The sequence below is a fragment of the Micromonospora sp. RHAY321 genome, assembly GCF_023896955.1.
Taxonomy (GTDB): Bacteria; Actinomycetota; Actinomycetes; order Mycobacteriales; family Micromonosporaceae; genus Micromonospora.
The window spans coordinates 84,370-102,087 of the sequence record NZ_JAMHIW010000016.1 but is presented as its reverse complement, the minus strand read 5'-3'; the positions used below and the strand labels follow the sequence as shown (position 1 = coordinate 102,087).

General features: G+C 72.2%; 13 protein-coding genes. All 13 read right to left on the bottom strand.

All coding sequences use genetic code 11. The annotated features are described in order from the left end of the window. Positions 1-177: 177 nt before the first annotated feature. The 13 genes from M8C17_RS25975 to M8C17_RS25915 all read right to left on the bottom strand — a co-directional run bounded on the left by M8C17_RS25975 (position 178) and on the right by M8C17_RS25915 (position 17,716). Positions 178-1,437: a hypothetical protein gene (locus M8C17_RS25975; RefSeq protein WP_252419177.1), complete on the bottom strand. Its 1,260-nt coding sequence runs from the start codon at positions 1,435-1,437 to the stop codon at positions 178-180. Further along, positions 1,434-2,336 (bottom strand): sulfotransferase domain-containing protein, encoded by a 903-nt coding sequence (locus M8C17_RS25970; RefSeq protein WP_252419176.1) that lies wholly within the window; start codon positions 2,334-2,336, stop codon positions 1,434-1,436. The genes M8C17_RS25975 and M8C17_RS25970 overlap by 4 nt, the downstream gene beginning before the upstream one ends. Before the next feature lie 8 nt (positions 2,337-2,344). Then, positions 2,345-3,943 carry a lipopolysaccharide biosynthesis protein gene (locus M8C17_RS25965; RefSeq protein ID WP_252419175.1) on the bottom strand — a complete coding sequence of 533 codons (1,599 nt, stop codon included), beginning with the start codon at positions 3,941-3,943 and terminating at the stop codon, positions 2,345-2,347. Next, entirely contained in the window at positions 3,940-5,274 is a 1,335-nt protein-coding gene (locus tag M8C17_RS25960; protein ID WP_374559206.1) for an O-antigen ligase family protein, read from the bottom strand. The genes M8C17_RS25965 and M8C17_RS25960 overlap by 4 nt, the downstream gene beginning before the upstream one ends. Positions 5,275-5,295: 21 nt before the next feature. Continuing rightward, on the bottom strand, positions 5,296-6,909 hold the full coding sequence (locus tag M8C17_RS25955) for a lipopolysaccharide biosynthesis protein (protein ID WP_252419174.1): 1,614 nt from the start codon (positions 6,907-6,909) through the stop codon (positions 5,296-5,298). Between the two features lie 145 nt (positions 6,910-7,054). Then, positions 7,055-8,998 (bottom strand): hypothetical protein, encoded by a 1,944-nt coding sequence (locus tag M8C17_RS25950; RefSeq protein ID WP_252419224.1) that lies wholly within the window; start codon positions 8,996-8,998, stop codon positions 7,055-7,057. Positions 8,999-9,208: 210 nt separating this feature from the next. Then, on the bottom strand, positions 9,209-10,909 hold the full coding sequence (locus M8C17_RS25945) for a glycoside hydrolase (RefSeq protein WP_252419173.1): 1,701 nt from the start codon (positions 10,907-10,909) through the stop codon (positions 9,209-9,211). A 142-nt stretch (positions 10,910-11,051) separates the two neighbouring features. Next, positions 11,052-11,882: a phosphatase PAP2 family protein gene (locus tag M8C17_RS25940; protein WP_252419172.1), complete on the bottom strand. Its 831-nt coding sequence runs from the start codon at positions 11,880-11,882 to the stop codon at positions 11,052-11,054. 302 nt (positions 11,883-12,184) lie between these two features. Continuing rightward, positions 12,185-13,006, bottom strand: coding sequence for a shikimate dehydrogenase (locus tag M8C17_RS25935; protein ID WP_252419171.1), 822 nt, complete (start codon positions 13,004-13,006; stop codon positions 12,185-12,187). Further along, positions 13,006-14,205, bottom strand: coding sequence for an endolytic transglycosylase MltG (mltG, locus tag M8C17_RS25930; protein WP_252419170.1), 1,200 nt, complete (start codon positions 14,203-14,205; stop codon positions 13,006-13,008). Before mltG ends, M8C17_RS25935 begins: the two co-directional genes overlap by 1 nt. Next, positions 14,205-14,663, bottom strand: a complete 459-nt coding sequence (gene ruvX / locus M8C17_RS25925; protein WP_252419169.1) for a Holliday junction resolvase RuvX — start codon at positions 14,661-14,663, stop codon at positions 14,205-14,207. The genes mltG and ruvX overlap by 1 nt, the downstream gene beginning before the upstream one ends. A 72-nt stretch (positions 14,664-14,735) precedes the next feature. Continuing rightward, the gene (alaS, locus tag M8C17_RS25920) at positions 14,736-17,414 is read right to left on the bottom strand and encodes an alanine--tRNA ligase (RefSeq protein ID WP_252419168.1); all 2,679 of its coding nucleotides are present in this window, start codon (positions 17,412-17,414) and stop codon (positions 14,736-14,738) included. Further along, complete coding sequence (locus M8C17_RS25915) at positions 17,411-17,716, bottom strand: hypothetical protein (protein ID WP_252419167.1); 306 nt, start codon at positions 17,714-17,716, stop codon at positions 17,411-17,413. The genes alaS and M8C17_RS25915 overlap by 4 nt, the downstream gene beginning before the upstream one ends. Between the last annotated feature and the right edge of the window lie 2 nt (positions 17,717-17,718).

The window sequence follows — 17,718 nt, the reverse complement described above, 5'->3', positions numbered from 1 at the left end:
GCAGACCACAGGCCGACCGGCCGTTGTATAGGGCGACCGGACGAGCGTTCGATCTCCCGGCCGGGCTTTCCGGCGCGCCGGTCGCCCGATGGTCCATCGACCACCGTCACGACAAGCAATTCTTCCGTCACGCTCAGCCAGTGGTCAACAGTCAACCGGCGTGGCGGTTTGTCGGAATCATGCCGTCTGTCGTTTCTCGACGATGTCCAGCAGAGAGGGGTGCAGGGCGGCGTTCCAACCCGCTCCGCCGTCGGCCAGCCGCCACGTCCGCAGCCACATCTCCAGCAGGTAACCGTCGGCCACCAGGCGGCGCTGAGCCGGCCCGAGCCCCAACCGGTCGCCGTACCGGTCGAGCTGGGCGTCGACGGCGCCCGCGGCCGTGCCGGCCGGTTCCGCCTGCAGCACCAGAGCCCGCTGGAACGCGTCGTGCGCCAGGTCGAAGCCGAGCGGGACCGCCTGCCCACTGTGCTCCCAGTCCCAGGCGACCAGTCGTCCGCCGTGCAGGCCGAGGTTCCACGGCACCCAGTCGCCGTGCCAGTGTCCGAACTCGACCGTGGTGTGCCCGTGCCGTCGTTCCAGTCCCGCCACCGCCGCGACCGCCCGCGCGCCGGACGGGTCCGCCGATGCCGCCCGGGCAGCCTCGGCGGCCAGCCGACCGAGGAACGGTGAGCCGGCCAGCGGGCGGGGCGGGGCCGCAGCGCGTCCCCTGCGGGCCACCGCCAGCAGCGCGGCGATCCGAGGCCGGTCGGTGACCGGCACGCCGCGTACCCGCGACGGCAGAGGCTCGACCACCGCCACCACCTGTCCCGCCCAGTCGAGCCCGGCCAGCAGCTTGGGTGTCGCCGGGTGGTCGGGAACATCGCCCACCTCGGCCAACGCGCGCAGCGCGGCGCACTCGACGGTGACGAGCGCCCGGGTGGCACCGTTCCAACCGATCTTCGCGTACCCGCGGGGCCGGCCGTCGGGGGCGAAGAGCTGAAGGGTGGGCTTGTGGTTCGGGTCCGGTGGGCGTACCCCGCACGCCGCGTACAACGGCGCGCCGCCGAGGGCGACGGCGAGCCGCTCGGCCAGCAGCAGCTCGGCGGGTTCCTCGCCGGCCGGCACCGAGACGGTGAGGGTGGGAAAGGCCCGCCGTAGCGCGCCGACACGGGACAGCCCGCCCAGCGCGGCCCGCACCGCGCGCACCCTCGGTGGGCGCAGCGCGTTGTACGCGAGCAGGGACGCCGCCGTGGCCCGGGGCGCGCCGAGCGGCAGCAGGAACCGTGCCCGGGCCAGCGACGGGACCACCGCGTACCGGGCCACCGGGCGGTGACCGGCCGGCGGGTCGCCCCCGACGGTCAGCGCGACGCGCTCGTCGCCGAAGACCGCCCGGGTCACCCAGCCCAGCCCGTCGCTCCGGGAACGCGGATCGGTGCACGCGGTGACCTGGGTGGTCACGCCGCCCGCTCCGGCCAGTCGAGGTCCAGCGCCAGCCGCCGCCGCAGCGCGTCGTTGTACGGCCGGTAGTACGCGGTCAGCTCCGCGCGCAGCGCCGGGTCCAGCGGGGCGGACCGCCGGTCGTTGTAGACCTTGAAGTTCGGCAGGTCGTGCGGGGGCAGCCCGAGGAAGTCCAGCGTCCGGCGGTAGGTGGCGCGCGCGTCGCGGTAGAGGTCCTCGCTGGGCAGGAAGAGGATCTGCGCCGGGTCGAACCGGTCCAGCCACGGCTCCAGGTGCTCCAGGTAGCGCCCCCGGGCCCGGTAGGTGTACCAGTCGTAGGGCTCGCTGACGTACTCCGGCTCGGCGATCAGCCGCTCCCGCTCCCCCGCCGTCCGCTCCTCCTCGGCGGCCAGCGCGTCGGCGAAGTCCAGCGGCTCGATGCCGTGCGTCCGCCGCTCCTTCCAGTGCGAGTACGCCCGCTCGACCGGGTCACGCAGCAGCACGATCAGCCGCACCGACGGCATCAGCGCGGCGACGCGCTGCGCGGCCAGCGGGTGGAACATGTAGAGCGGGGCCGCCTCACCGACCCGCACCGGCCCGCGGTGCCGGCTCTCCAGCGCCGCCCGCTGCCGCCCGGTCGGAAAGTGCGACCGGTACCAGGCCTCGCCCCGGTGCCAGTTCTCCTCGAAGTAGTGCGAGGACTTCGTGTTCCAGGCCGGGAAGAGGCGCGGCACCAGCGGGTGCTGGATCAGGTAGTTCCACAGGGAGGTGGTGCCGCCCCGTTTGGTGCCGATGATGAGGAAGTCCGGCAGCGGCCGCCGGTCGCTGGTGCGTACCGCGTAGTCGACCAGGGAACTTCTCACCCGGTTGGTCACCTGGGTCGGCACGAGCTGCTTCACCCGGTCTCGGAGGGACGACACGGCGGACCTCACCTGCCCTTCATCGACGCCGCGGCGGCACCGTCGGCGGCCGACGCCGCCCCCTGCCCGCCACGGAGCTGCCTCATGGTCACCCGGATGCGTCGTCGCACCCGGGGCACCGTCAACAAACCGACGCAAGCGGCGGCCAGCACGCTCAGCGCCACCACCAGACCGGCGATCCCCCGACCGCCCGTGGACACGCCGACCAGTGCCGCGATCCCCACCCCGGCGACGACCCCGGCCGCCGCGCGTACCAGCGCCGCGTCGACCAACGGCTGGCCGACCACCGTCCGGGCGCAGCCGAACGCGGTGAGGTTCTCGGTGGCGATGCCGACCGCCCAGGCGACGGCGGCACCCGTCACGCCGTGTTCCGGGATCAGCCACAGCCCGAGGGAGACGGTGACCAGCAACCCGGCCACCGCCGCGACCAGATGCAGGCCGCTGCGCCCGCCCATCAGCAGCAGGCTCTGCACGTTGCCCACGCCGGTATTGATCAGCATGGCCAGGGCGAGCACGGTCATCGCGGTGGTGCCGGCGGTGAACTCCGGCCCGAAGAGCTGGAGGAACGCCAGCCCGAACACGGCGAGCAGCAGGTACACCGGCCAGGACAGCACCAGCGCCCAGGTGGTCAGCTGCCGGTGCACCGCCGCGGCGGCGGCCCGCTCGCCGCGACCCAGCAGCCGGGACAGCTGCGGCGACACCGCCACCCGCAGCCCCTGCATGGCGAGCTGCCCGGCCAGGATGTAGCGGCCGACCGCGCCGAACACGCCCGCGTCGGCCTGCCCGGCGAGCACCGAGGTGAGCAGCACGCCGACCCACACGGCGCTGGCGTCGATCGCCGCGGACGCGGCGCGGGGCAGCGCGAAACGCCAGAACGTCGACCAGTCGGCCCGCTCGGGACGCAGTGCCGCGCCCCGGCCGACGCCGAGCGGACCGGCCACCAGCAGCAGGCAGACGAGCACGGCGAACGCCGCCGGGACCAGCCAGCCGGTCATGCCGACCAGCACGCCGCCGCTGGCGACGGCGGCCACACCAACCAGCACCGGCCGGGCGACCGGCACCAAAACGGACTGCACACCGACGTACGCCTGGATCGGGCGGACGCAGCGCAGCACGGCGAGCAGGAGCGTCATCGCCACCACCAGCGGCACCGCGGCGAAGCTGACCGCGATCAGGGTCGTACCGCCGGCGCCCGGCCCGTCCAGCAGGCGGGGCGCGAGCGCGTCCGCCGCGAACACCCCGGTGAGGCCGACGAGGACGGCGGCCACCAGCGGCGGCAGGAACGCCACCGGGAGCACCCGGGCGGCGTCGCCCCGCCCGCCGGCGCGCCGCCTGGGCAGCGTCCAGATCAGGCCGGTCTCCGCACCGAGCGTGCACACGGCGGCGGTGACGGTGACGACACCGATCGCGGCGAAGAACGCCCCCGAGCCGACGGTGCCGTAGCCGCGGGTGATGACCACCGCCAGCAGGAAGCCGAAAAGCCCGTTGGTGGCGGCACCGGCCAGCCCCGCGAGGCCGGTGCGGGCGCTACGCCGGGCCTCGGTCGTACCGTCGGTCGGCTGCTCGTCGCCGGCGGAGTCGGCGGCCGCACGGGTGCCTGCCGTCATCCCGGAACGGCCGTCAGGCCGCGCGTGGCCGGTGCCCGCCGCCCGGGTCCCGCCTCCCGCTCGGTGAGCGCCATCGCGACGGCGACCGCGAAGTAGGCGACCGTGATGGTCGGGTCGGCCATGCCGTAGAACGGGATCTGCACCAGGCACACCACCGGGACCACCGCCAGCCACTGCCCGGGCGCCGAGCGGGCCCGGGCGCAGATCACCGTGACGGTGACGAACCAGGCCAGGAAGCAGAGCAACGCCGGTACGCCGTGACTGAACAGCACCGTCCAGAGCTGCCCCTGGGTGCCGACCGGCACCTGCGCCGCGACGGTGTCCACGCTGACCGGCGCGCCGTACCCGAGCCAGGGTGAGTCCCCGATACGGCGGATGACCTCCGCGTAGAGGGAGAACCGGTCACTGTTCGTGTCGCTGGACGCGACCCGGTTGCCGATGAGCTCTCCGACCGGGATCAGAAAGGTGGTGAGCCCGCCGAGGAGCAGCACCCCGACGACGGACGCGCCCACCCGGACGTTGCCGCGCAGCGCGGCCCGCGCGCCGAGCACGGCCAGGCCCACACCGAGGCTCGCGAACATCACCCGGTTCAGGGTGAGGAAGGCCGGCGCCAGGGACAGCGGCAGCGACACGAGCAGTGCCCAGCGGAGGATCCCGCCGCGGCGCAGCATCGTGTACGCCACGACGCAGGGCAGCGTCATCGCGTACGCGCTGCCGTAGTTGTTGGTGTACGGAAAGGGCGCCGCCGGCCGGTAGATCGGGTTGAGCGACAACTCGCTGTACTCGGCGGCGGTGACGTGCACCAGGTCCTGCATGTACGGGTGGCCGGCGACCCCGGCGGGCAGCAGCATCTCCACCGGGGTGGTCAGCGCGAACCGGGGCGCCACCACACCGAGCCAACCCAGTGCGACCAGACCGAACCAGAACAGGCAGACCGGTACGAGCGCCGCCGCCAGATCGGCTCGTTCCCGGGCGTAGACATAGACGTACACGCCCACCACGAGCGCGGTGAGGTAGTAGCCCAGCCGCAGGCCGAAGGGGAGCAGCGAGACCGGCGACGACAGTCGGGTGGCGCTGAGCAGCACCAGGGTCAGGAACAGCAGCCAGATGCCGGTGGCCGGTGGCAGCGGCACCCGCCCCCGGACGATCAGCATCGCCAGCAGCACCGCGCCGAGCAGTGGCCAGACCAGGTAGAACGCGCCCGCCAGCCACCACAGTGGGACCAGACCGAACATGATCAGCAGCGGCCAGCCGGGCAGGCGGGGCGGCGGCGGTGGCAGCGGTACGGTGCTGGCCGGCGGGCCGCCCCCGTCCGGCTCGAGGCTGGCCAGGGCGACGGTGACGGGCACCGGTCAGGCCCGTCCGCTGCGGGTGAGCACGAAACCCAACGGGGCGACGCCGGCCGCGCGCAGCCGCTCCGCGAGCCGGCGCAGGTCGCCCTGCCGGGTCCCGTCCTGTTCGACGACCACCACCGCGGTGCCCTGGCGGGCCGCCGCGACGCCGCGCTCGTCGGCCTCGGCCGGCGGCGCGTTGAACAGCACGATCCCGGTGGAGGCGCGCTGCCGCCACGTGCCGAACCGCACTCCCCCAGCACCCACGGGAATCTCCTCGGCGCTGTTCCGGACCGTGCTCGTGCCGCTCGCGGTCGTACCCGGGGCCGCCCGGGGCAGGGTCAGGGTGGCGTCCGGGTCCGCCGACGGGCGCCGGCCGACCGGGTACGGCAACGGGCGGCGGACGGGGATCTGCTCGGTGACGTCGTGGCCGCTGGCCAAATCGGCGGCCCGGGGCTTCGGGACGAGCGAACGGACCGGACTGGCCGTCGCCGGCAGCCGGTCCCGGTCGGCCAGCACGGCGGCGCGCAGCTGCTCGAGGCGGCCGCTGTCGTCGGCCACGTACACGTCCCGGCCGGTCGCGGCGAGCGCGACGGCCAGACCGGCGGTGATGGCTGTCTGGTCCTCGCGGGTGGTCAGCAGAGCCACCCGGGCCGGCTCGCGAACCCGCTCGGCGATCGCCATCGCCACGTACCGGATGTCGGCGTCCACCGCTTTCCCCCGGCCGCGGAACAGCCGGCCGCGCACGGTGCCGAGCAGCGGCAGGCCGGTGACGTCCCGTCCGTCGTGGACCGACCGGACCCGGCGGTCGGCGGACTCCCACGCGTACGCGAGCACCACGCCGAGCAGTGCGCCCCCGAGCAGCCCGGCCAGCACGTAGAGCAGCGTGTGCCCGTCGGAGGAGACCAGGACGTGTTCCGCGCTCTGGGTGATCCAGCCCGGGTTGACGTCGACCGCCGCGATCTCGGTCCGCGACGACTTCAACTGGGTCAGCTGGTTGTTGGTGCCGCCGAGTTCGGCGACCGCCGCGTCCAACGAGCCGTCCCGCGCGCCCGCGATGCGCCGCTGCAACGCCTCCCGCTGCTTGTCCACCTCCGCGATGCTCTCGTCGTAGCGCCGCAGCATCTCGGAGCGCTGCTTCTCGTACATCGTCCGCCGCACGTCGAGGTAGGTCTGCGCGGCGAGGTTGACGTTGCGGACCGCGTCCTCGGCGGAGCGCCCGGTGTACGAGAAGCGCAGGATCTGCCCGCCGGTCGGCACCTCCACCTCGAGTGCGTCCCGCACGTCGCGCTGGTCGTCGCCACCGGCGGTCACGAGCCGTTGCACCACCTCGGTTCCGGTGGCGATACCGCTCTCCACGTTCATGTTCACCGCGCGGTCGGCGGCGGCGCCGCTCGGGGTGAACGCGTCGGTGACGACCGGGCGCACCGCCACCACCGCGCTCGCGGTGACCGCGCCCGGACTGAGCAGGACGTACCCGAGGGCGGCGAGCAGCCCGACCGCGGCGACCGCCGCCACCAGCCGGATCCGGTGCAGGGGGACGCGGAGCAGGTCGGTCAGGGTGACCGTCCGGGCCGGCGTGCCCCCACCGCCGAGCGGGTCGGCGGACCAGGAACCGGAAGGTGCATCAGCCATGAAACTTCACCGTCTGTTATGGAGTGCCCGGACGGAACGACGCCCGTGCGCGCCGTACATTCCCCTGCGACGCATCCGGCCAGCGACGTGGTCCGCCGCCGGCCCGATGTGATCTATCGATTCTCTGTGACGAACGGGTCGGTCGTCACTGCACGGAGAAGAAAATCCTCGGCGTGGACCAGGTCAGTCCCCCGCCCGCTGGCGCAATCACCGTGCTGGTCGCGCCGTCCACGGCCGGGGCGGCCGTCAGGTCGAACGCCACGCTGCGCAGCGTGCCGTCGGTCGCGCCGTACACGATCCGGCCGCCGACCCAGGCCATGCCCCGCACCGACGACCAGGTGACACCGGTCGTGGGAAGGGGGAACTCGGTGGCGCCCAGGTAGTTGCCGTCGATCTCGAAGTAGCGGTAGTAGAGCGCGTTGGCGCCGCTGCGGGTGTAGTAGAGCCGGCCGTCGAGGTAGAACGCGCCGGTCATGCCAGCGGCGTTGAACCAGTCGTTGAACCCCGACGACTCCCACGGGACGCCGATGGCGCCGCCGTTGAACATCGAGACGTCGATCCGGCTGCCGGTGGGGGTGCCGGCCACCGTGTGCGCCCAGTAGATGCGGTCGCTCACCCGCCAGGTCGCCCCGGCGTTGGTGTAGGTGGGCTGGCTGACCGTGGCCGGCGTGCCGACGCCCGCGCCGCTGAACGGCACCTTGGCCAGCTGGCCCTCGCCGGTGCCCAGGTAGAGGTTGCCGGTGGTCGCGGTCGGCGGGTTCTTCGGGACGACGGTGCGGCCTCCGGCGAGCGGGAACATGCCGAGCCGGCCGTGGTACTCGCTGCCCATGCCGTCGGAGTTGTGCCCGAAGTAGAGCCCGTCGCTGCCCCGCCACAGCACCGGCACCTGGGAGCCCCAGTTGCTGGTGCCGGCCGGCATGGACGCGCTGCCGCGGCGGCCGGGGTTCCAGGCCACCGGCAGGCCGGTCGCGGGGGTGACGGCGGCGATGCCGAGCCGGTCGATCGCGCCGTCGCCGGCCGCGTCGGAAGCGTTCGGGTTGTTCAGCCAGCGGAAGTGCCCGCCCAGGTAGATGACGTTGTCGGCCACCTCCACGGAGGTGATGGTGTCGTTGCCGGTGTAGTCGACCCAGGTGCCGAGCTGGCCGCTGCCCCGGTTGGCGGTCTCGAACCGGATCAGCGCGTCGCAGTAGGCGGCCGGCCAGCCGGCGCCACCGTTGGTGCCGACGACGAACCAGGTGCCGTCCGCACCGAACTTCACGTCCTGCACGTAGTGCACGAAGGTCGTGGGCGCCGCACACGGCGGGACGAACTTCTCGGTGCTCCAGTCCAGCACGGTCGGCGTACCCGAGAGGTCGATCAGCGCCATCTGGTTGCGCGACAGTCCGTTGACCAGGGTGAAGTTGCCGCCGGCGACCATGGTCTGCCCGTCCGGGGTGACGTCGATCGTCCAGCCGTACGAGCCGGTGCCGTGCCGCCCGACGGTGGCGTTGATGGCGAAGGTCGGGTCGATCGCGCCGGTGCTGGCGTTGAGCCGGCCCAGTCCGGAGTGCGCGGCACCGTTGAGCCAGTTGAAGGCGCCGGCGACGTAGAGCCAGTTGCCGCGCAGCACCATGTCCCGGATCATGCCGCCGTCGGAGCGGCCGACCCAACTGTCGACCGTCGCCCCGGTCGTGGGGTTCAGCGCCACGAGGTTCTTCCGCGAGACACCGTTGACGGTCTTGAACCCGCCGCCGACGATGAGCGTGCCGTTCGGGCCGGCGAGCAGGGAGTTGACCGGGCCGTCGAGGGCCGGCAGGAAGGTGGTCGAGATGGTTCCGCTGGTCCGGTCGTACGCGAACAGGTAGCTCTGCCCGATCCACGGGGCGCTGGCGTTCTGCCGGATCTCGGTGAAGCTGCCGCCCACGTACACCTGCGAACCGACCTGCGCGAAGGCGCGGCTCTCACCGTCGCGGCCGTGCGGCGTGTTGTCGGCGGGGTTGGTTGACACCAGGGTCGCCGTCTCGGGGGCGGGCACCACGGTGGCCGAGGCCGCCGACGGGACGGTCATCACGGCGGCGGCGGTCACCAGGCCGACCAGGGCCGCGCGGATGCGGAATCCGGCAGATCGCCGAGAGAGCGGAACTTCGGGCACGCTACGCCTCCAAGATGGACGAGAACCCGCGTAGCGTGCCTCGCCGATCCCGGCCGGCGACATCCGCCGATTGGGCGGTCAGTGGCCCCGAGCGACGACATCAGCACTGGCTGTCGGATGTCCGACGGACCTCCGACCACCCCTCGCCGTCGCGCGAGCGTCGCGGTGTCAGCCCCCCGGAATCGGTTGGCTGAGATAGGCGTCGCGGCCGGCCCGGGCGAACCCCGCAAGGGCGGACGCGTCGTGGTTCATCGTCATGTCGCAGGTGCGCGTCCGGGTGGTCACGCCGGCGGAGTTGAAGTAGATCGCCGCCTTGATCTTCGGGTGCGCCTTGAGCGCGGCCGGGAACTCCTCGAACCAGCGCCGCTTGGCGTCCGGGTCGGCCGTGTCGAAGTTGGTGCCGAACTCGGCGAGCATCCGGGGCTTGCCCGCGCCGATACCGCTCTGGTCGAGCCAGCGGTAGAAGCTGCCGATGGTGGTCGACGGGCTCTTCCACGTCGTACTGCCGTTGCAGACGTGAAAGTTGTACGGGTCCCAGGCCACCCAGTCCACGAAGCGGTCCCCCGGGTACAGGCCGGCGTACCGGCCGTAGTGGCCCGACCAGCCCATCATCGTCCACACCCAGACGGCGTTGTGGGCGCCGGCGGCGGTGAACCGGTCGTGCACGTACTGCCAGGCGCGGACGAAGTCGGCGTCGCTGCCCTTGCCCGGATCGTCCTCCGGCTCGTGGTCGAAGCCCATGAACACCGGCACACCGGTCGCCCTGATCCGGGCCGCGACAGCGTCGATGGTCCCGTCGTGCCGGCCGCCGTAGACGTCCTTCCAGGTGAGGACGGCACCCGAGGAGAAGACCCGGGACTCCCAGGCGAAGAACATCACCCGGCCCTCACGCATCTGCTGTTGTTCGTACGAGTCGGGGAAGGCCCCGTTGCTGCCGCTGTTGGAGAAGTCGTGGTAGCGGTGCACGATGTCGAAGCTCCGCCCGACCTGCGCCTCGATGTCGGTGATGGCCCGGCCGTGATCCCAGGTCGACGGGTTCGTCGGCGAGTACATCCCCCACCAGGCTCCGCACGAGGGCACCAGCTTCGGCGACACCTGTCCGCACCCTGTGGGGGGACGCGGCGCTGAGGTGGGCGGCGGGCTGGGCGCCGGCCGGGTCGGGCTCGCGCTGGCAGACGGCGGCGGCGTGGTCGGTGCCACCGTCCGGCTGGGCGAGGGCGCGGCGCTGCTCGGCGCCAACGTCGGGGTCGGGCGGCTCGCGACGTCGTACGCCAGGACCAGCCGGGGACGCAGGTCCGGGTTGCGGTTCTCCGTCGAGGCCCAGTAGATCCGGGTCTCCAACCCGGTCTGCGCCATCGAGACGGTGAGCGTGCCGTCGCCCGTGACCAGCTTGGACACGTCCCACTCGTTGAAGCCGGGCCGCACACCGGTGACCGTGTCGACGGCGGGGCCTACCGGCCCCGGCGCCGGCCGTGCCAACCGGGCGTCCAGCGTGGACGCGTGAACCGTCACCGTGGCGTCGAACGCCTGCCAGGCGTGCACCCGCAGGGTCGCCCGGACGTTGACCGCGTTCGGGGGCAGCGTGGGCGTCGCGAACTCCAGGACCGCCTCCCGTGCACCACTCGGGCGGGCGTCGCAGCGGTTCGGGCAGGTGGCGAGGGTGGTCTTCGCGCCGTTGTCCCCGTCCTGGCTGACGGTCGTCGCCGTGGTGTCCGCCGACGCCGCGATCGAGACGTCGTCGGCGGCAAGCAGCGGCACCATGGTGGCCACCAGTCCACCCACGACCGTCGTGGCGGCCACGCCGAGCAGCAGCGCCTTGCGTCGGCCACCGCCGCGTCGGACGTGGCGGGGCGCTCCATACCTGCTCAAACCAGCTCCCTGTGTCGACCACCGTAAACTGTGCGCAGCGTATCGGCGTACACACGGCGACGAGTGGCTGACAACCGGTAGCTAAGCGGGTCTTAATGGCAGCCTAAGGATGCCCGCAGGTCGCCGGCTGTGCGGCGAACGGTCAGGTGGTGGTCGCGACCCGCACGGGCACCGCCGTCGCGGGCCCGGCGGGTGTGCGGACCCGGCCCTCGGCCACGAGGACCGTCAGCACCATCACGCCGAGCAGCAGGGCACCGAAGATCCAGCCGCCGATCACGTCGGTGAACCAGTGCCGCTCGGCGTAGATGCGCGTGTAGCCCTCCACCGAGGCCAGCACCGCCAGCGCGGTCACCAGGGCGACCCGGCCGCGCCGCGGGATTTTCCACGTCAGGCCCGCCAGCACCGCGATGGTGCCGAAGGTGAGCATGACCCGCGCACAGCCGCCGGAAGGATAGGTGCCGAGGTCGGTGGGTGGGTGGCCCCGGTCCACGGTGAGGGCCAGGATCTGCTGGGTGTACTGCTCCACGACGAACTGCATCGGCATCGCGAGCAGCGGGATCCACCAGCGGCGACGACGCCAGGCGATGGCGAAGCCGACCGCCGCGACCACGGTGACCCACTTGAGCGGGTACCGGTCGCCGAGCGCGGTGACGAACGAGTTGATGTCGGCCCACGCCTCGACCCGCCGGGCGTGCACGTAGTCGAAGACGGCGTGGTCGACGGTCGGCTCCAACCTGGACAGCGCCTCGCCCAGCGGCCAGCAGATCGCCACCACCGCCGCGCATCCGGCGAGCGCGACGACGAGGGCGGCCCCGAGCCGGCCGAATGCGTCGGTGAGCCCGGCCACCGCGACGCGCAGTCGCTCCGCCATCCGACTCTGCCGCACGGCCGGCGCCCAACGGACGGCCGCCAGGGGAACCAGAACGACGGGCGCCAGCATCGACAGCGCGCCCAGCACGTAGATCAGGACCATGGCCGGTCACCGCCGTCCGGGCCGAGCGAACGGCACCGCCCCATCCATGGCACGCCACCGCGTGGTGAACGCCAGATCATCGGTCCTCCTGTCCGCGGGCCGTCGAACAACTCCCGATCCAGGCCCCGTGGACAGCCTCCCGGACAGGATCGACCACGCCGGCACCAACACGTGGCGATCGATTGGTGACACGTTAGGGGACGCCTGACCACCGCGATAGCCGCCGCGTCCGTCCTGTCGCGTTCCACCGCCTCGGGTGTCGCACTGCCGACAGTCGCGGTCGCCGGGCTGGTCGAGCCAGCTCAGTGGCGGGACGCGTGCAGGGCCGCCGCCATCGCGTCGCGGGGCGCGCTCACCCCGGTGAACTGCTCGAACTGGCCGACCGCCTGGGCCAGCAGCAGGTCGAGCCCGGAGACGATCCGACAACCGGCGACCTGCGCGGACGCCGCGAGGGGCGTTGGCCACGGATCGTAGAGCGCGTCGAAGAGCACGGTGTCCGGCCGCCAGGCGATCATTGCGGCGAGCGGGTCGGCGACGCCCTTCGGCACGGTGGAGATCACGACATCGGCGCGGCACCGGTCGGCGGCGACGGCCCAGGACGCGCCGGCCATCGACAGGCCGACCGCCCGTGCCACCGAACCCAACTCCTCGACCGCCTCGGGTCGACGCGCCACCACGGTCGCCGTGCGCACGTCGAGGAGGGCCGCCGCGGCCAGCGCCGCGCGGGCCGTCCCACCCGCGCCGAGCACCGTCACCGTCGCCCCGGGACGTACGCCGGCGGCGGTGAGCACGTCGACCATGCCGCCGACGTCGGTGTTGTCCGCGTACCAGGAGCCGTCCGGCCGGCGTACCAGCGTGTTGGCCGCGCCGACGGCGACGGCGACCGGCGAGGCCTGCGCCGCCACCGCGAGCGCCGCCTCCTTGCCCGGCATGGTCACCGACAGCCCGGCCCACTCCGGGCCCAGGCCGGCGACCAGGGCCGGCAGCTCCGCCGCCGCGCACTCGATCCGGGTGTACGACCACCCGGTCAGCCCGGCCGCCGCGTAGCCGGCGGTGTGGATCACCGGGGAGAGGGAGTGCGCGATCGGTTTGCCCAGCACCGCGGCCCGTCGTCGGAGCGCCATCAGATGATGCCGGCCTCCCTGGCCTTGGCCTCGTTGCGCTGGTGGGCCTCGTAGGTCTCCGCGAAGGCGGAGTGGCCCTGCTTGTCGATCGCCACGAAGTAGAGCCACTTGCCCGGCGGCGGGTCCATGGCCCCCTCCAGGGCCTGCTTGCCCGGGTTGTTGATCGGGGTGGGGACCAGGCCCCGCAGCTTGCGGTTGTACGGGTTCTTCGGGTTGTCCAGATCGGCCGCCGTCATCTGCGCGGACGTCTTGGTCTGCTGGCCGGTCAGCTCCAGGTAGTAGTTGACCGTGACGTCCATCTCCAGGCAGTTGCAGGGGAACTCGCCGTAGACCCGGTTGTAGGCCACCCGGGCGACCTTGCCCAGGTCGTCCTTGTTGCCCGCCTCGGCCTGCGCCAGCGAGGACACGATCAGCGCCTCGTACGGGCTGACGCCGCCCCGCTCCTTCTGCACCCGGTCGGCGAACTTCATCTCCTCGGTGACGGTGAGGAAGTTCTCCACCATCAGCTTGAGGATGCTCTCCGCGGTGGACTTCGGCGGGATCTCGTACGTGTCCGGGAAGAGGAAGCCCTCGACGGACCTGGGGACCTTCTTGCCGTCCTCGCGCTTGAACCACCAGTCGGGGATGCCGAGCTCCAGCGGGTTCTTCGCGGCGGCCTCGAAGTCCTTGACCGGGATCTTGGTCTTCTCCGACAGCAGCTTGTAGATGTTCTTGCTGCTGCGCCCCTCGGGGATGGTCAACCCGTTGACGATCTTGTTCTTCAGGTCGAGCATCGCGGTGACGGCACTCGCGCCGCTCATCTGCTTGCGCAGCTTGTACGTGCCCGGCTGGATGTTCTTGCTGCGCGAGTTCGCCTCGGCGGCCTCGATGAACGCCTTGTGGCTCTTCACCACGTCCGCGGTGACCAGCGCGTCGGCCATGTCGGCGATGAGGGCGCCGTTCTTGATCTCGACGGTGACCTCACCGGTGCCAGCCCCGTCGTAGTCCGGGGTGACGAAGTAGTTCTGGATCCGGTCGAAGCCGTAGAACGCTCCGCCGCCGATGCCGCCCAGCAGGACCAGGGCCAGCAGCAGGGCCATGAACGTCTTGCCCCGTCCCCCGGAGCTGCCGCCCTTGCGCTTGCGGACGAAGCCGCGCCGGTGCCGGCCCTTCTCCCCCCGCTCCGGCTCGTCGAACCCAAGGTCCAGATCGTCGATCATTACGTCCGCCTCCGCTGCGCGTCCAGCCAGCTCTGCAGGATCTCCACCGCGGCCGCCTGGTCGACAACCGCACGTTGACGCTTGCCCCGAACGCCACGCTCGGCAAGCCTACGAGAAGCGACCACGGTCGACATCCTCTCGTCAGTGAGCGCTACCGGGACGGGTGCTATCACATCGACCAGTCGGTCAGCGTACGCCTTCACATGGATGGCCGCCGGTCCGTGCTTGCCGGCGAGATTGACCGGAAGGCCGACGACGACCTCGACGGCCTCATGTTCGGCCACCAACGCCGCCAGCTGGGCAATGTCGCTCGGCACCGCGTCCGCCGCGGCGGTGAGATCCCGGGCGAGAGTCACCAGCGGCGTCGCCAGCACCCCGTCCGGATCCGAGCGGGACACCCCGACCCGCACCTGACCGACGTCCACGCCGATCCGAACGCCACGCGCGCGTTCACTCACCGACGGTCACCGCCGAACCGAACAGGCCAGGGCGGGCCGATCGGCCCGCCCTGGTCGAAAGATGGTGGTCCATCACGCCTCGGTGATCGCCTTCTCGACGGTGAGTAGCAGGTTCGGCGCTTCGGCCGCCGGCAGGCCACCACCCTGGGCCAGGTCGGGGCTGCCCCCGCCGCGCCCGGAGAACGCCGCCTTCACCAGATCCGACGCGGCGAGACCCCGACCGCGGGCGGCCTGGTTGACCGCCACCACCAGGGACGCCTTGCCGTTCGCGCGGGCCGCCACCGCGACCACCGCCGGCCGCGCCGGGTCGATCTTGCCCCGGATCTCCTGGGCCAGCGTCCGCACGTCGTTGCCGGCCGCGCCCTCCGGCGCCTCGGTGCCCACGTACGCCACCCCGCGCACGTCCTTGGCCTGCGCGGCGAGCGCCGACGCCCCGCCCAGCACCAGCTGGGCGCGCAGCTTCTCCAGCTCCTTCTCCGCGTCCCGGAGCTGGGTGACGGTCTGCTCCACCCGGTCGGCGACCTGCTCGTTGGGCACCCGGTACAGCTCGGCCAGCCGGGAGACCAGCAGGTGCTCGCGGGCCAGGAAGCCGAAGGCGTCCATGCCGACCAGCGCCTCGACCCGGCGAACACCGGAGCCGATCGACGACTCGGAGAGGATCTTCACGAGGCCGAGCTGGGCCGAGCGGGCCACGTGCGTGCCGCCGCACAGCTCCCGGGCGTAGTCGCCCACCTCGACGACCCGCACCTCTTCGCCGTACTTCTCGCCGAAGAGCGCCATCGCCCCGATCCGCCGCGCCTCGTCCAGCGAGGTGATGAAGGCGTGCACCTCCAGGTCGGCCAGGAGCACCTCGTTGACCTGCTGCTCCACGTCCCGCAGCACGCTCGGCGACACCCCGGTCGGGGTGTTGAAGTCGAACCGCAACCGACCCGGCGCGTTCAACGAACCCGCCTGGGTGGCCGAGTCGCCGAGGAAGTTCCGCATGGTCTGGTGCACCAGGTGGGTGGCCGTGTGCGACCGGGAGATCGCGCGCCGCCGGGTGGTGTCGATCTCGGCGTAGCCGGTCTCGCCGGCGCGCACCTCACCCCGGATCACCCGGGCCCGGTGCACGATCAGACCGGGCACCGGCTGCTGCACGTCGAGCACCTCGACCTGACCGCCGCCCACGGTGATCATGCCCTGGTCGGGTTGCTGACCGCCGCCCTCGGCGTAGAACGGGGTCGTGTCCAGCACCAGCTCGATGGTGTCGCCCTCGGTCGCCGCCTGACGCGGGCCGCCCTCGCCGAGCAGCGCCCGGACCGTCGACTCCCGCGCCACCTCGCTGTACCCGGTGAACGTCACCGGGCCACCCGCGTCCAGCACCGACCGGTACGCCGACACGTCGGTGTGCCCCGTCTTGCGGGCCTGCGCGTCCGCCTTCGCCCGGGTCCGCTGGTCGGCCATCAGCCGGCGGAAACCCTCGTCGTCGACCTTGAGGCCCTGCTCGGCGGCGATCTCCAGGGTCAGGTCGATCGGGAAGCCGTACGTGTCGTGCAGCTGGAACGCCTTCGCCCCGGACAGCGCCGTGCCGCCCGCGGTGCGGGTCTCGGCGATCGCGGTGTCCAGGATCGTGGTGCCGGCACGCAGGGTGGACAGGAAGGCTTCCTCCTCGGCGTACGCGTACTGCGCGATCCGGTCGAAGTCGGTCGCCAGTTCCGGGTACGACGGCGCCATGCAGTCCCGCGCCACCGGCAGCAGCTCGGGAAGCGCCCGATGCTGCCAGCCCAGCAGCCGCACCGACCGGATCGCCCGGCGCATGATGCGGCGCAGCACGTAGCCACGCCCCTCGTTGCTGGGGGTCACGCCGTCGCCGATCAGCATCAGCGCCGTACGCACGTGGTCGGCGATCACCCGCAGCCGGACGTCGTCCGGGTGCGACTCGCTGGCCACGTGGCCGGAGTGCGCGCCGTAACGCTTGCCGGTCAGCTCGGCCGCCCTGTCCAGGATCGGCCGGACCTCGTCGATCTCGTAGAGGTTGTCGACGCCCTGCAGGATCGAGGCCATCCGCTCCAGACCCATGCCGGTGTCGATGTTCTTCGCCGGCAGCTCGGCCAGGATCGGGTAGTCGTCCTTGGTGGTGCCCGGACCCCGCTCGAACTGCATGAAGACGAGGTTCCAGAACTCCATGTAGCGGTCCTCGTCGACCGCCGGGCCACCCTCGCGGCCGTACTCGGGGCCGCGGTCGTAGAACAGCTCGGAGGACGGCCCGCACGGGCCGGGGATGCCCATCGACCAGAAGTTGTCGGCCTTGCCCCGGCGGACGATCCGGTCGGCCGGCACGCCGATCGAGCGCCAGATCTCGAACGCCTCGTCGTCGTCCAGGTAGATCGACGGCCAGATCCGCTCCGGGTCGAGGCCGAAGCCACCGTCGGCCTGCGACTTGGTGATCAGATCCCAGGCGAGGGGGATCGCGCCTTCCTTGAAGTAGTCACCGAAGGAGAAGTTGCCGTTCATCTGGAAGAACGTGCCGTGCCGGCTGGTCTTGCCGACCTCGTCGATGTCCGGCGTGCGGATGCACTTCTGCACGCTGACCGCCCGCCGGTACGGCGGGGCCTGCTGACCCAGGAAGTAGGGGACGAACTGCACCATGCCGGCGTTGACGAACAGCAGGTTCGGGTCGCTGATGGCGGGCAGCGGAGCCGACGGCACCACGGCGTGACCGTTCGCCTCGAAGTGCGCGAGGTACCGCCGCTTGATCTCCGCCGTCTTCATCGCTGGTGTTCCTCCGGAAAAATCTCTCGATCGCCGATGCGCGGGTCCTCCCGCAACTCGGCGAACTGGTCGTCGAACGCCTCACCCTGGGCGAACGCCTGGTGGATCTCCTGCTCGCGCTCGGCCATCCCGATGCGAACGTCCTCCACGAAGCTACGCAGCGACTCGACCAGCCCGCCAGCGGATTCCGACAACGAGCTGGCCATGCCGGCCGGGGTGTACGCCTGCGCGGTCCGGGTCGCCTTGCGGACCACCACCACGCCGACGGCGAGCCCGATGCCGAGCCAGAACAACCGCCTCATGT